Raw genomic sequence first — 14,297 nt, forward strand, 5'->3', positions numbered from 1 at the left:
ACAATTCAAAAAAACTACTAAAAGAAAAAATTAAGATGAGAAGAATGTACTTTTTATGGCTCATTTTCCTTTCCGGTATAGTCTCTGCACAATTTACGTATACAGTGTACAATACTTCAAATTCGGGAATAAGCAGCAACAACATCAGTGATATTAAGATTGATAATACCGGCTTGCTGTGGATAGCCACCAACAATGGAATTTCAACATTCAACGGAACTGCTTTTACCAATTACAACACAGGTAATTCCGGCATTGCATCCAATGCTGTCAAAGAAATAGAAATTGATGGTTTAGGGAGAAAATGGATGGCCACCCAGAACAATGGGATTATCTTATTTAACGGAACGACATGGACGAACTACACCACCGCCAATTCCGGACTTCCCAGCAATGCAATTAAAAATATTGCTGTAGACACAGCCAATAATTTGTGGGTGATCACAACAGACGGGCTTACTAAATTTAATGGAACCACATGGACTACGGATTCTTCATTCCCCAATATCAACTCACTAAAGATGGACAGCAACAATGGAGTTTGGGTGACCAATAATGGAGCTTTGTATAAATATAATGGAACCAATTTTAATTTCATCGTACAGGATGCCGAAAAAGTAGTGAAAATTGATAATAATATCGTGTATGTTGATACCAACAGCGGTATGCTTACATACTCTACTGCGGGAACTTTACTCAACACGTATTCTATAGGAAGTTCTTGCGTGGCCAATACTTCAATAAATACCCTTGATGTAGATAGCAACAATGAAGTATGGATTGGCTATGGAGGAAGCGGATTGCAAAACTTCAGTGATTGCGTTACCTACACCGCGAACGGTGCCGGCCTTCCCAATAATACACTCAACGTTGTGAAAACCCAGAACAACAATACGATCTGGATAGGATATACACAGCAGGGACTCGTGAAAGCGGTTCCTCAAAACGCAACAGGCTGCTGGCAAATGATCAGTGCCGGACAAAATTATTCCACAGGTATCAAAACAGACGGTACCCTATGGGTATGGGGGAGTAATTCTTCCAGCCAGCTTGGAGACGCAGGAGTTATTCGAAGAAATGCTCCGATGCAGGTGGGAACAGCAAGCGACTGGAAAACAGTAAGTACCGGATATGACCATACAGTGGCCATTAAAACCGATGGAACTTTATGGGCCTGGGGAGCGAACCGATATGGACAGTTGGGAGATAATACGACGATCATCAGGACTACTCCGGTCAAAATAGGAACAGCAACCAATTGGAAAACTCTTAGTGCCGGAGATTCCCATACATTAGCCCTTAAAACAGACGGAACCCTCTGGTCTTGGGGGAGGAATTTATACGGGCAGTTAGGAGATGGATCCAAAATAGATCGGCATATTCCGTTCAAAGTAGGAAACGGTATCAATTGGGATAAAATATCTGCCGGAGACTATTATTCCGTAGGTATCAAAACAGACGGAACCCTATGGAGCTGGGGGAGAAATGCCAACGGAGAATTAGGGAACGGAACTACCACAACTACGATCTATGATGTTTCTCCAAAACAGGTAGGAACTGCTACGAACTGGCTGAAGGTAGTTGCAGCAGGTACCCATACATTAGCTCTAAAATCTACCGGAACTCTTTGGGGCTGGGGATCCAACGAATCAGGCCAGGTGGGAGACGGAACCACAGTTGCTAAAAGAGTTCCAACCCAAATCGGAACAGGAAGCAATTGGATCCGTATCTCTGCAGGATGGGGACATTCTGAGGGAATAAGAGCAGGGGGAACACTCTGGGGATGGGGGAGCAATTCCTCTGGAATGTTTGGAAGCGGGCCAACGGACATTATATCACCAACACAATTGGGCTCCACTACAGACAATATGATGATTTCCAGCGGATCCTCGCATTTTCTTAACCTCACTTTTTCCGGATCTTTAAGAGTTGCCGGATCTAACACCAATGGCCAGCTGGGTGATGGTACCTTTGTTGAAAAAAACACACTTACATCTATAGCTTGTCCTTCAAACTGTGCTGTTCCAACGCAGCTTTCTGCCACTAATATTACTTCGGGGTCGGCTACCCTTAACTGGACTGCACCAACACCGGCGCCAGCTAATGGATATCTGTATGCATACAGCACCAACCCAATTGTTGGAGGTATCGATGAAACCACGACTTCTACAACCGTCAATTTGAATAATCTGTTGCCAGGGACTACTTACTATTACTGGGTCGCAGCTCATTGTGCAACCAGCCAGACCAGTTGGATTCCGGGTGGTACCTTTACCACACTTTCCGGCGGTACAGGCTGCTGGAACATTGTAAGTTCAGGAAATGACTATACTTTAGCAACGAAAACAGACGGAACATTATGGGCATGGGGAATTAATGAAGACGGACAATTGGGAGATGGGACTACGACCAATAGAGCAACTCCAACACCTATAGCCATTTCAGGGGTCTGGAAAATAGCTACCGCATATAATCATACAGTGGTTATTAAAACAGACGGAACGCTATGGGCGTGGGGTAGTAACCAATTTGGACAGTTGGGAGACGGAACTACCAACAACAGAACAACTCCGTTGAAAATAGGATCGGCAAACGACTGGGTAGGTGTTACCATTGGAAATAATTATACATTAGCCATAAAAGCCAATGGAACATTATGGGCATGGGGACATAATACCTATGGTAATTACGGAGACGGAACTACCTACAGCAGAACTATACCCACACAGGTAGGAACTGCCGCAGACTGGCGAAGTATTGCTGCCGGAAGCGATCATGCTTTGGGAATAAAAACAGACGGAACCCTGTGGGCCTGGGGTAAGAATTATGACGGACAGTTAGGAAACGAAAATACAACCAGTAAAACAACGCCGGTAAGAATAACAACGGCGACAAACTGGAAAAGTATTGATGCTGCCGGAGATCACTCTATGGCTATGAAAACAGATGGAACTATTTGGACCTGGGGAGATAATTTATCCGGGCAACTGGGGAACGGATCCAAAAGTTCCAGAACATCACCGGGTCAGGTAGGAACAGCCACCGATTGGAAAAGTTTTGATATTGGGCGCTTTAATGGGGTAGCTATCAAAACAGACGGAACGCTATGGTCTTGGGGAAGTAATGAGGTGGGAGAAATAGGAGACGGTACAGGCATCTCGAGACTATCCCCCGTGCTTATTGGGACAGCTACCGACAGAAAAACGGTAGCAGCAGGAAGTAATAATTTATTCGTTATCAGTAACAGCGGATTTTTGTCAGGTAGCGGCGATAATAGAAAGAACCAGCTCGGAGATGGTACCCTTATTCGAAAAAGAATTTTTTCTCCTATCGGTTGCACATCAGGTGCTGTTTTAAGAACTGATGAAGTTATAACGCAGAAAGATCAGCTGAAAGTATTCCCGAATCCGGTAAGTGATATTCTGACGGTTTCTTTTGATCAGAAGATACTTTCCGTTACGGTTTACAATATGGCGGGTCAGCAGGTGCTTACTAAAGCGATCAATGACACTAAAGGAACCATTGATGTTTCTGCTTTCCCATCAGGAGTGTATCAGATGAAAGTAAATGCAGTGAATAACTTCGTAAAAACGGTGAAAGTGATCAAGCGATAAGCATGATCAATGAAAGTGCGGAAGAATGATCTATAAAAAATAGCGTCACTTATCTTTTAAGTGACGCTGTTTTTTTAAAACGAATCGTTATTTTTAAGATATCAAAAAAACAAAATAATAACCCATTACATTTTAAAATCATGAAAAAAACAGGAGTCATTGGTTTTCTTCTCTTCAGCCTTTTTATGGCAAGTGCACAAACCATCGAATCGGGGAGCCGCAGTACAACGGGCTACATCAAATCGGACGGAACCATTGAAAACAGCAGCCGTTCCACAGTAGGATACATCAAGTCGGACGGAACCATCGAGAATAAAAGCCGCTCAACCATCGGTTATATCAAAAGCGATGGGACGATTGAAAACAAAAGCCGTTCTACCGTAGGTTACGTTAAAAAAGACGGGACTATAGAGAACAGCAGCCGTTCAACCATTGGGTATATCAAAGACGATGGGACGGTAGAAAACAGCAGCCGAAGCACGATTGGCTATGCCAGAGGAATTAAAAAAGAGTGGGCAGCGGTCGTGTATTTCTTTTTTAAATTAGATTAAAGCACCGCTTTAAAACCTCTATTGAGATTATAAATACTAAGGTAAAGAATGGCATAGAGAATATGATTGCGACTCAGAGGCAGAAACAGTCTTAATACGAAAGATGCATAATTACGACAGTTCAGATGAAGTTTATTATTGCGCCACCTATAGATAAAAATAACCCCTGTTAACGCAGGGGTTTTATTTTGGCAGCATAATCATACGCTGAAGAAATACGTTACGAGTGTCAATTGACCTATTCAGGATCCTATCAACATCCATCCCGCTTATTTGCGTTATGCCCGCCGGTGCGGATCTGTTTTTATTTTACGAGCTCCAGTATCTTAATTTCGAATTCTTCGACAATATACTACTCTTTGAAGATATCAATTCAATCAGTTTCGATTTACGACTCCTCAGTTTTTGGCTTGAAATTTTTCCCGGCACCTTTTCTTAGAAAGGTAATTTTCCCTTGTGTTTGCTTGGCTTTTTCAAGAACTTCCAATGCTTTTGTTCGTTCATTCATTCTACCTGCATGGGTTATACTCCCTTGATTTTCACTTTTTTTCATACTACAAGATAGTGAAAATAATTGACAAAAGCAAATCGTAGACATACCGGTATCGTCATTTTGTCTTTTCTATTATCAATTTTATTGTGTTTGAAAAATTTAGAAATCTGTAAACAAATTCCATATCAAAAAGAAAGTTTGTATTTTTAAAATATTGAATTGAACATTCCCTGTACTGTTCAATCCACTCATAAAAAATGATTAAATGAATAATGAACTCCATGAAATCCTTTATTACTATAATGAGGAAGGATACGAAAGATACGATTTAAGCGAAGTACAACTCCTTGAAAAAAAAGATTTTGACAGGATTAAAAAATTAAAGCATCTTCTTCACCATGAAGACCGGTATATGGCTTATCAGGCTATGCTTATTCTACTGGCGTGGTCCATTCCGGAAGGATTTGAACTCCTTGACCGTTTCATTGTTGAAAAATGGGACGACAAAGAAAGTTTTGAACCCCACAGACTCCATAATCAGGATAATGTTTATGATATCATTACCAACGCATTGTATGTTTCAACGTTCAATGGAAAAAATGAACAGGAATTATTTCCTTATATCAAACAGTTTTTACTTCTGTATGGTGAGCAGTTTTTTGAATCTAACCTGAAGGATTTTCTATTAAAGAAAGATTGCGGGCCCCTTTTAACAGAAATAGAACAGGCCATGCGAACTGCTTTAGAAAACAAAAGGTATTACCAGGCCAGTCAGTTGTTTCCGGTGCTGGTTCATTATGACAAAAGCAGATTCAATGTATATAGGGATATTTTTAGGCCATTAATAAGCAAGGATAACAGAATTGCCTATAATATGGATGAAGCAGAGAAAAATAATCCCAATGTATCTATCTAAAACAAAGCTTCAATGGATAAGAACACCTCAATTTATATAGATTTGGAAGATCGGTTAACGAAAAAATACTACCGTGAAATCGTTGAAAAAGCTTTAGCGCAGGCCAAAGAAGAATACGAACAATTTCCCGATAATTCCATGAATATTTCTTTTTACCGTCAATTGATGGATATAAAAAAAACAGTGATTGATGAACATACAATTTATACGGAAGATGAAGCGTATCAGAAATATCCAATGGCCATTATGGTTGTAAGGAATTTTCTTGGTGAAGAAGCCAATACAGACTATGCGAAAATGCTGCAGGATATCGTTTGGGGTATAGCATTATATCCTGTTATGATGGAAAACATTGAAATGATCAGGCGGAAATTATTTGACGGAGAGGAAGAAAAAGCGCTCAAACATGTTTTTGCAATTGAAAATCAAACGTTCAAACTGATGGATTTTTACAACCATCCATTACGGGAATTAAAAAAAGAAATAGGGGAGAGAAGTTTTAATATCATCATGAAAGAAAACACGTTCAGTGTGGTTAACAGCTTTATTGAAAAGTATCTCTCTGAAGACGGACTGGAAATCCATTATGTAAAGAAAAATGAGAACATCTATCTGTTTTCCTACGGAGAGTATCAGCCGGGAAGATATCTGCTGTTTTTAGAAGGGATCTGTTATTATGCTGTGTCAAAAGAGTAGTTATCCTGAACCAATACCAAATGATGTATTCAAAATCAACTAAAAGTATGAACGAAAAGAAATTACTCGAACAAAAAGAATGGCAATATTATATTTATGAAGAGGACAGCCGTATTGTACTGTCTGTCCCTATTGCCAAACCAGCCCCAGGATTCGATATCGTATATACCCTGAACGAATCTGAGAAGGAAAAATACAGGCATACTGGCATCAAAGCCCTTGAAGACAGGATAGAAGATATGAAGGTGAACTTTTCAAACTATGAAATGAATTCCTGGAGGTAATAAGAATTGAATGATTATGTATTCCATCCCCGTGTGGGCCCTTGCTTCTGTACTGTTATTCTTGCCAAGGATAAAAAAGACAATCTCCAAAGTCAGGAGAATTCAGAGATTGTATGTATGTTTTTTAAATAATTCAGCTACTTTTTAGGCGCATTAAATATTGAATAATATAAAAAGATGGGAAACTTCTCAAACGTTTCTGTTTTACCTATCGTATATTCATCAGGGCCGAATGCCTGGGAGAAATCCAGAATGGTAGAGGTTTTTGCCGGAGATACAGCAATCATTTTTACTAAGCTGGTAACTGCTGTTTCAGTTTCGTAGGTGAATAAAAGGGTTTTACGGTCTAAACTGTATATTTTATAATGATAGATTCGTGCTTTTAGCTGGGTATCAACACCTGTACCATCCAGTTTGGCTTTGTACATTAATTTTTTGGTACCGTCTTCCGTAATGTATACATCTGCATTTTTATAGCTGGCATCATAGGTAAAGGTAACCCGATCGTTGGTCTTATAATAATAGCTTATGGCTTTCTCGCCTCCGGCCATCACCTGAACTTCAGCATCTTTAGGCATTTCCATCGGCCCGCGTTTTGACGGAGTTGCTGATTTCTTTTTTTGTGCCATTACATTCACTGCGGAGAACAGCATTAAAGCTGCTGCTAAAACTAGTTTTGAGTTTTTCATGGTTTTTTTTGCAATGTTAGAGAAAATTATGATTGTAAAAAAAATATATGAATCTTTTTATCGTATTGTTTGGGCTGTTAGATGTACGGTTGACTGGTACGGCAGACTTTGTTGTCGTTGGAAGAACGAAACCGTAGAGCGCGAAATATTCCTGCACCCCGTTTCATAACCTCCTTAGGGGAGTATGATAAGGGACAATAACCCTGTAAATAACGGTCTAAAGCCCGTTTTATAAGCATCCGGGCCCCTGTTCTATAACTGGTTCTACCCCCTTACCCAAGGGGGTAGAACCGGTTGGGTAAGGGGCTCTCGGTCGTTGAGAAGAGTCTCCGGAGGGTTGGGGAAGTACCCCGGACCCTTTGAAAGGGGTCTACAGGCTTTGTATTGGGGGTTTGTTAATCTTTGAATGTTTTTCCCGAATATACAAGTTGAGAAGAAAAGCGCTCAAAATTTTCATTTAAATTTATAATGTAGGAATGGGCAACGAGCGTGACGCTCGCGCCAGCGAGGGAAACCAGATATTACAAGATCCTGCTTTAGTGCATAATGTAAGTTTTAGAAAATATTTGGTAGCATTGTAGATTTGCTTTTGGAAAAGGCTTTTTGTTATATTTGCTGTGAAACTAATGTTACATGAAAAAAATTAAACAGCAAAGGGATTATATATGGTTATTTGCAACACTAGCTGTTGTTTTGATTGTATCTGTAATGGGATCAACTTTTTACTTTGCAAATGACAGTAAGGATCGTGGAACTTTCGGAGATATGTTTGGAGGAGCTAACGCTTTATTTACAGGATTGTCTTTCGTGGGCCTTATCGTTACAATTCTCTTACAACGAAAAGACTTGAATATTCAACGAATGGAGCTCCAAAAACAAACTGATTCAATTCATAAGCAAAATTTTGAAAGTACATTTTTCCAACTTCTTTCAATGTTTAATTCTATAACTAACACGATGGAGGTCAATTATGGGGATGAAGTTTACAAAGGTAGAAGAGCGATTATTGAAATGAATAATACTCTAAATTTAATCATTGAAAAAATGGCTTATGGTGATAAAATTATGTCTGAAAAGATTTTAAAAGAAGCTGTGAAGAATCTTGATAAAAATGCAATAATGACTGCTTATATTGATTTTTACAATCTTCACAAAGAGTTCATTGCTCATTATTTTAGAAGTTTTTATCATATCGTCAAATTTATTCATGTAACAGAAGATATTGATAAAAAATTTTATATTTCAATTGCAAGATCACAACTTTCTAGCATTGAATTAGTATTATTCTTTTACAATGGTGTTTCTCCAAGGGGATTGAGAAAATTCCGACCACTAATAAATCAATATGGACTTTTAAAAGGCTTAGACTTCACCTTAATGCCAAATACAATATTACAATCAGAATACGATAAGACAGCATTTTACTTACCATAAATAACCCTTAATTGGGACTATTCTTTTGTACGTAAGGATTGAAATATCCATTTCTATAAGATGTTAATTTCTTAATTGAATTGTTTATGCTATCAATTGTTGTTTGTTCCAATTCATAACTTATAGATTTTCCATTTTTCATTAAATTACCCGAAATAAATTCGGTAAGAATATGGGGAGAAACATTATTGTAAATGATTGCGCTTGTAACAAACTGTATTTTGGCCTGCCGATCGGAGTCTGCATTAATGTCTACATTTGTTTTTGAAATACTTCCAATCATATTTGGAGGAATTGTTGTCTTATAAACGATTTCTCCTTCATATTTATCTTCACATGAGTAAGTCAAAGCAAGAACAAATGTTAATATTAGTTTTTTCATGTATTTAATTCTACTCAAAGGAAGCAAATTCTTACATACAATAATTAGGGGAATCCGTAGCTATTTGAAAATAGTTAATTCTTTTCTTTAAGTGCGAAGAAAAGATTTTGTAATCCGTGGATGTATTTTTTTTCTAATCATCGTAGTCTTCCAATTTTACTAGCTATTTAAATAAAGGATCATTAAAAAATTCTTGTAATGTAATTTTTAAAAGTGTACAAAATCTTTTGATGGTGTAAATGGTCACCCCTCTTTCACTTTCAAAACTTTCCCATCGGTTTACTTGTTGTCTGTCAATATCATGGAGTTTGGCAAAATCACTTTGATTCAATCCGGTAGATGCTCTCAGATCAACTAATCTTTGAGTTATTTTATTTCTAAGTTCAATATCGTCTTTGCTAAGGCTACTCATGTAACAATTTTAAAATATTTGATAAAAACATTTGTAATCCATTTGGTTTACATTGTGATTTTTGTATATATTTGGAAAACATTACTTATTAAAGTAATTTTGCGATACTTCAAAGAAATATAGAAGCTATTGCTTAGAACCTTGCTTTTGAAAACTGGTAATTTTTATGCACGCAAGAGGATAAGTAAGTTGGCTCACGACCTAGGCGTGGGCTCTCTTATCTGTGTGCAGGGTATACCAGTACCTCAAAAGCGGATATTGTAGAGTCCCATGCCGTTTTTATTTTCATGCTGTTCTGCTTGTCTACAATCACTTTTTCTAAGCCCGCTTTACAAAGTATCATGATACGTTACAATGGGGTGTACAATCCATTGCGGCTTTAGGGCTTTCAGAAAAACACAAATTCTATCATATTCATTTTTGGTTTGTTTGGGCAGGAAGTTCCGGCAAATGATCGGGACTTCCTCCTTTACAGCCAACAAAAAACAGTATAAGAGGGACATTTAGTATTTAGCTATAGAAGAATTAACATACATCTCAGCGTACAGCCGTATATTGAAAGTTGGAGCTGTGTTTTATCTATACAACCCATTAAAATATAAACCATTAAGAAGCATGAAGGTTTTAAGATACGTCAAGTTCCATCAAGATGGATGAAGCAGCTCGCTAAATAAATAGCTTCAGCTATGATCTTAATGATTCTTAACCACTTAAAAAGCCTTAATGGTAAAAAAATCACATTTATTTTTATCACTTACATAAAATACAAACTCATGAATAAGAACAGAACATACTTTGATACCCGGTTTTGGGCAGTTCGCAGAAAGCATTCCGGAGTACAGCTCATGGAGACCTTTTTTCAGTTCAATGATCTGGCTGCCTCTAAAAAGAGATTAATCAGTATTATGCATTACGCGGTAAAAAGGGATAGCCGGATCAAAGAAGATCCGTCAGTGATCTTTCAGTTTCGGCAGGCTATCCAGTCGTTTATCCGGGCAGGGTATCTCATCACACTGAAGGAAAAGAAATGGACAGCCAATAATCAGTTAGAAGATGTCTCTCCATTGGCTCTTGGATTGCTTTCAGAGAAGGAATACCAAAATCCTCTGTTGGTCTTTAAAAAAGCATTCAGAGAATACAGCGTACAGGAATTTGATTATTTTATGTCCGGAATGGTGTACTTTTCACTGGGAGTCTACGATAATCTGCCGGAAAGGAATATCATTAGTCCATACATTCATCTGACTAAAATGCTGGATGCTGCACATCTAATTGTGGAAAGGAGAGGGAAGAAGTACAACTCATGAATAGAAGTTTCAATAACGCAATGGTTTAATGTAATAGTGGGCAGCAAGCTTGACGCTCGTGCCAACGGAGAGGGTTTGCAATAGCATTGCATACGCTCTTTATCTAGCTTTGTTCTGAAACAAAAGCGCTATGAAAAATTATCTTAAAGAAACAGATATCCTTGACTACTCAAATCCTTCCATACAAAAGCTGTTGGAGCAAAGAAGGTGGGGAAATTTAGACCCTGTTTCCAAAGTGAAAGCCATTTATAATTTTGTAAGGGATGAAATAAAATTTGGCTATAACATTTCTGATGATATTCCCGCATCGCAAATACTGAAAGACGGTTACGGACAATGCAATACAAAAGCAACTTTACTCATGACTTTATTAAGAGCAGCAGGAGTGCCCAACCGTATTCACGGTTTTACCATTGATAAGGCATTACAGAAAGGAGCAATTACGGGTATTTGGTATAGATTTTCACCAAAAAATATCTTACACAGCTGGGTTGAAGTATGGATCAATGAACAATGGTATTTCTTAGAGGGTGTGATTTTAGACAAACCTTATCTCACAAAATTACAGGAACAGAATAATGATTGTAAAACTACTTTTTGCGGTTTCGGAGTTTATACAGACAATTTTGAAAATCCCCCCATCGAATGGAATAACAACAATACGTTTATTCAGGATAAAGGGATCAATCAGGATTTTGGGGTATTTGATACGCCCGATGAATTGTATTCAAAACATCAGCAAAAGCTCAACGCTTTCAAACGCTTTATTTTCCGGAATATTGTTAGACATATCATGAATAGGAACGTAGAAAGGATAAGAAACCGAAAGCAGTAAAAAAACCAGACATTCGTTAATGAACTTCCCGTTTTTCTAACATCCCTTCTTTATACATTTCAGTATAGATCAATGATCCTTTCTTCCTTGTATTGAACAGAGGTTCTCCGGTTTCTTCACTGTATTTTTGCAGTAATTTGTAAAATTTCCATGTTCCGGCGGGTAAACCATTTTTATATTCGGCTTCCAGATAAGTGTATGGATCTGTAAATTCCGGATGTTTTTGTAAATCCATAGACCCGTTTGATTTCGATTCTATCCATTTTCCTTCTTTTTGATGATTTTTCACCAGACCCTGTTCTTCATCATTTTTAAAAGGACCATCTTTATCAAAGTATCTGGCAAATTTTCCGGAGGGAAGAATCTGGTATTGATGTAAAGGTTTTAATTGAAAAGGATTTTCGGTCAACTCATAATCCTGTAGAGAAATGATGTAATTTTTATCGATATTAAATAGGGTATAGTTGGCAAATCCCATTTCACCCTGATGATTCAGATAGATTCTCTTCATATCAATCAGCTTACCGTCTTTGGTTGAAACTAAATACATTTTTTCAATGAACGGATCGGTGTAACGCACGGTATTATAGACGGCCATAAAGTACACTGAGAAATCTTTGTAACACAGAAAATGAGAGGATATTTTAATGTGGTCATACTTTTCATTGACAGTACTGCTGAATGGCAGGAAGACATCATATTCTTCAGGAAGTGATACAAGATCTTTTTTTATTACTTTTTCAAATTGTAATGCATTGAATTCTTTCAGCTTATTTTTATCTTCTATGGCAGACAGAATGGAGTCCACGGTTAATCGTTTTGAAATATCCGAATATCCAAATGGCAACGTGATACAGTCAGCCTTATTGGTGTTAAAAGAAAACGATCCTTTATCCGTTGAATGTACTTCTGTTTCTATCACCTTATTTTCTGTCTGTGCTTTGCTATAACAGGAGAAAAGGAAAAACAAACTGCTGAAAAAAAGCGATATTAATTTTAAACATAGATATCTGATATTTGAGCAAAACCATGAATATGTAAATGATTATTATGTCTTGGTGTAGCGGTGTGGATCGTGTGAGGCAACCGTGTATTAGCATTGTCTGCCGTACTGGCATTTGCGGTGTTAGAGAAGTTTTCTGACCGGCCTAATATAAATCCAAAATCATAGAGAATATTCCGGAGAATCACCGCATTATCATAATCAAAATTGGCTGCAGAAAGGATGGTATTGGTCCCATTTTCCTGAGTCGTTAATAAATTCAGATCTCCCGCTTCTCCGTTCACGTGTTCTGCGCTGGGATAGCACGACGCATCAGAATAAGAAAACCCCTGAGATACAATATAATGATTGTGCCCTTCCTGTCTGAATTGCGCCAATGACCCTAAGAAACCTGCAAATAGATCCGGCTGAATACTTCTTCTTCTCGTATGCTGAAATCCATACCGGATGATAACTCCATTCTGATTATAATTGAACGCTTCAAATATCTGGGGTCCCACACCTGCATTCGCTAAAATATCCATATCGACTAAGTCTACATTTCCCGGCTGATTGGCGTACCATTTATCGGTGGCTCCATCGCCCAGGGTTCCGTTAGCATACACCAGTAACTGATGAGCGTCAATCTGTTCTCCGGCGGCTCTGTTCGCGGTAAAATCTATGGTTTGTGAAAGAGCTCCTCTTTGGGCCAGCGGCGGAATGGTATTGACTCTTCTTTTTCGGGTTACACTTTCTTTCGTTCGGGCACAGATCCTGTGTTCATTATCGTTTTGGTCGTAGTAAAAGAAGATCACTTCAGTAGAGTGGGCATTCACAACTTTCTGTATCCGTCTTCTTCTCGATGGATTTGTACTGATCTCCGGCAGCGTATTGTACGTATTGCTGCCATGATGAATGTTGTATATATTTTTATTAACGACTCTGAATCTTCCTGTATCATCATTTAAGAAAATACCGGCTCCGTTTACTTCTTCCTGTCCGTCTTTATAAGCACAGGCATTATTATCCGTTCTTTCTACGGCCACTTCCAGATTAATACTTCCATTTGCGAGCCTTCTGGTCCAGTCATCAAAAGTAGCTCTTCCATCCGGTCTGAGCTGCAGCTTAATAATAGCTTTGTTAATATGGTCAGCCTGTAAATTGGTGTAATGAGCATGGCTGCCGTCTCTGTTGTTAAGAGCATCAAAATTTCCTACCTGTACCGTGAACAGCCTCTGTACTTCATACCGGTCAGGAGATACAAAACGCATAAGCTGCAATGTATCTGTATTTTCTGTCATAGTATTGGCTGAAGGTCTTATCACTGCATCTATACTCAAGGTCTGCATATTGCTGGTCTCCATGATCAGATACACCGTTTTTCCCAATATGGAATCGTATGGAATATTTTGATTTTGATGATCCTGTTGCACGTGAGCAGAATCAATTTTTGTAAAACTGACTCTTGTTCCATTGTCGGTTGTTACTTTTCTGGCAAAATAAACGGCACTGATACGCTGCAATGAATCATCGGGAGTATCCGGAGCCAATGGACCATTTAAGGTTTGCGTCTGCCCTGTGTCTGTTATGGTAATACGTGTCGCCATTTTAAGATTTTTCTTTTTTAATATTTCCTGATGAGGATGATCTGTGATTTTATTTTTATTACATGAGAAGGCTTAAGCCACCAAATTTTTCATTC

At 38.3% G+C, this 14,297-nt stretch carries 14 protein-coding genes; 8 read left to right on the forward strand and 6 right to left on the reverse strand.

Features of this window, described 5'->3' with window-relative positions; all coding sequences use genetic code 11:
• Positions 1-35 precede the first annotated feature (35 nt).
• On the forward strand, positions 36-3,614 hold the full coding sequence (locus IW22_RS05460) for a T9SS type A sorting domain-containing protein (protein WP_034724868.1): 3,579 nt from the start codon (positions 36-38) through the stop codon (positions 3,612-3,614).
• 140 nt (positions 3,615-3,754) lie between these two features.
• Complete coding sequence (locus IW22_RS05465; protein ID WP_034724870.1) at positions 3,755-4,165, forward strand: 5-fold beta-flower protein; 411 nt, start codon at positions 3,755-3,757, stop codon at positions 4,163-4,165.
• Positions 4,166-4,553: 388 nt separating this feature from the next.
• On the opposite strand, the gene IW22_RS24325 is transcribed toward IW22_RS05465, so the two are convergent.
• Positions 4,554-4,718 (reverse strand): hypothetical protein, encoded by a 165-nt coding sequence (locus tag IW22_RS24325; protein ID WP_165571866.1) that lies wholly within the window; start codon positions 4,716-4,718, stop codon positions 4,554-4,556.
• Positions 4,719-4,923: 205 nt separating this feature from the next.
• Here IW22_RS24325 and IW22_RS05470 point away from each other — a divergent pair, with 205 nt between their 5' ends.
• Genes IW22_RS05470 through IW22_RS05480 form a run of 3 tightly spaced genes read left to right on the forward strand, consistent with a single transcriptional unit; the run spans position 4,924 to position 6,554 of the window.
• Complete coding sequence (locus IW22_RS05470; protein ID WP_034724872.1) at positions 4,924-5,574, forward strand: hypothetical protein; 651 nt, start codon at positions 4,924-4,926, stop codon at positions 5,572-5,574.
• A 12-nt stretch (positions 5,575-5,586) separates the two neighbouring features.
• Positions 5,587-6,270, forward strand: coding sequence for a hypothetical protein (locus IW22_RS05475; protein WP_034724874.1), 684 nt, complete (start codon positions 5,587-5,589; stop codon positions 6,268-6,270).
• Between the two features lie 47 nt (positions 6,271-6,317).
• On the forward strand, positions 6,318-6,554 hold the full coding sequence (locus IW22_RS05480) for a hypothetical protein (RefSeq protein WP_034724877.1): 237 nt from the start codon (positions 6,318-6,320) through the stop codon (positions 6,552-6,554).
• 137 nt (positions 6,555-6,691) lie between these two features.
• Here the strand turns inward: IW22_RS05480 and IW22_RS05485 are convergent, their stop codons facing one another.
• Positions 6,692-7,243 carry a hypothetical protein gene (locus IW22_RS05485; protein ID WP_034724879.1) on the reverse strand — a complete coding sequence of 184 codons (552 nt, stop codon included), beginning with the start codon at positions 7,241-7,243 and terminating at the stop codon, positions 6,692-6,694.
• 633 nt (positions 7,244-7,876) lie between these two features.
• Between IW22_RS05485 and IW22_RS05490 the strand changes: the two genes are divergently transcribed.
• Positions 7,877-8,677 (forward strand): putative phage abortive infection protein, encoded by an 801-nt coding sequence (locus IW22_RS05490; protein WP_034724880.1) that lies wholly within the window; start codon positions 7,877-7,879, stop codon positions 8,675-8,677.
• A gap of 7 nt (positions 8,678-8,684) precedes the next feature.
• Here the strand turns inward: IW22_RS05490 and IW22_RS05495 are convergent, their stop codons facing one another.
• Together IW22_RS05495 and IW22_RS05500 are read right to left on the reverse strand one after the other, a co-directional pair.
• The gene (locus tag IW22_RS05495) at positions 8,685-9,059 is read right to left on the reverse strand and encodes a hypothetical protein (RefSeq protein ID WP_034724882.1); all 375 of its coding nucleotides are present in this window, start codon (positions 9,057-9,059) and stop codon (positions 8,685-8,687) included.
• A gap of 163 nt (positions 9,060-9,222) precedes the next feature.
• The gene (locus tag IW22_RS05500; protein WP_034724884.1) at positions 9,223-9,471 is read right to left on the reverse strand and encodes a helix-turn-helix transcriptional regulator; all 249 of its coding nucleotides are present in this window, start codon (positions 9,469-9,471) and stop codon (positions 9,223-9,225) included.
• A gap of 773 nt (positions 9,472-10,244) precedes the next feature.
• On the opposite strand from IW22_RS05500, the gene IW22_RS05505 reads away from it, so the two are divergent.
• Together IW22_RS05505 and IW22_RS05510 are read left to right on the forward strand one after the other, a co-directional pair.
• The gene (locus IW22_RS05505; protein ID WP_034724886.1) at positions 10,245-10,778 is read left to right on the forward strand and encodes a hypothetical protein; all 534 of its coding nucleotides are present in this window, start codon (positions 10,245-10,247) and stop codon (positions 10,776-10,778) included.
• Between the two features lie 130 nt (positions 10,779-10,908).
• Positions 10,909-11,613, forward strand: coding sequence for a transglutaminase-like domain-containing protein (locus IW22_RS05510; RefSeq protein ID WP_034724887.1), 705 nt, complete (start codon positions 10,909-10,911; stop codon positions 11,611-11,613).
• A gap of 16 nt (positions 11,614-11,629) precedes the next feature.
• Here the strand turns inward: IW22_RS05510 and IW22_RS05515 are convergent, their stop codons facing one another.
• Both IW22_RS05515 and IW22_RS05520 read right to left on the reverse strand, forming a co-directional pair.
• Entirely contained in the window at positions 11,630-12,535 is a 906-nt protein-coding gene (locus IW22_RS05515; protein WP_131401695.1) for a hypothetical protein, read from the reverse strand.
• Between the two features lie 74 nt (positions 12,536-12,609).
• On the reverse strand, positions 12,610-14,202 hold the full coding sequence (locus tag IW22_RS05520; protein ID WP_034724891.1) for a hypothetical protein: 1,593 nt from the start codon (positions 14,200-14,202) through the stop codon (positions 12,610-12,612).
• Between the last annotated feature and the right edge of the window lie 95 nt (positions 14,203-14,297).

Source organism: Chryseobacterium sp. JM1 (assembly GCF_000737715.1).
Classification (GTDB): Bacteria; Bacteroidota; Bacteroidia; order Flavobacteriales; family Weeksellaceae; genus Chryseobacterium.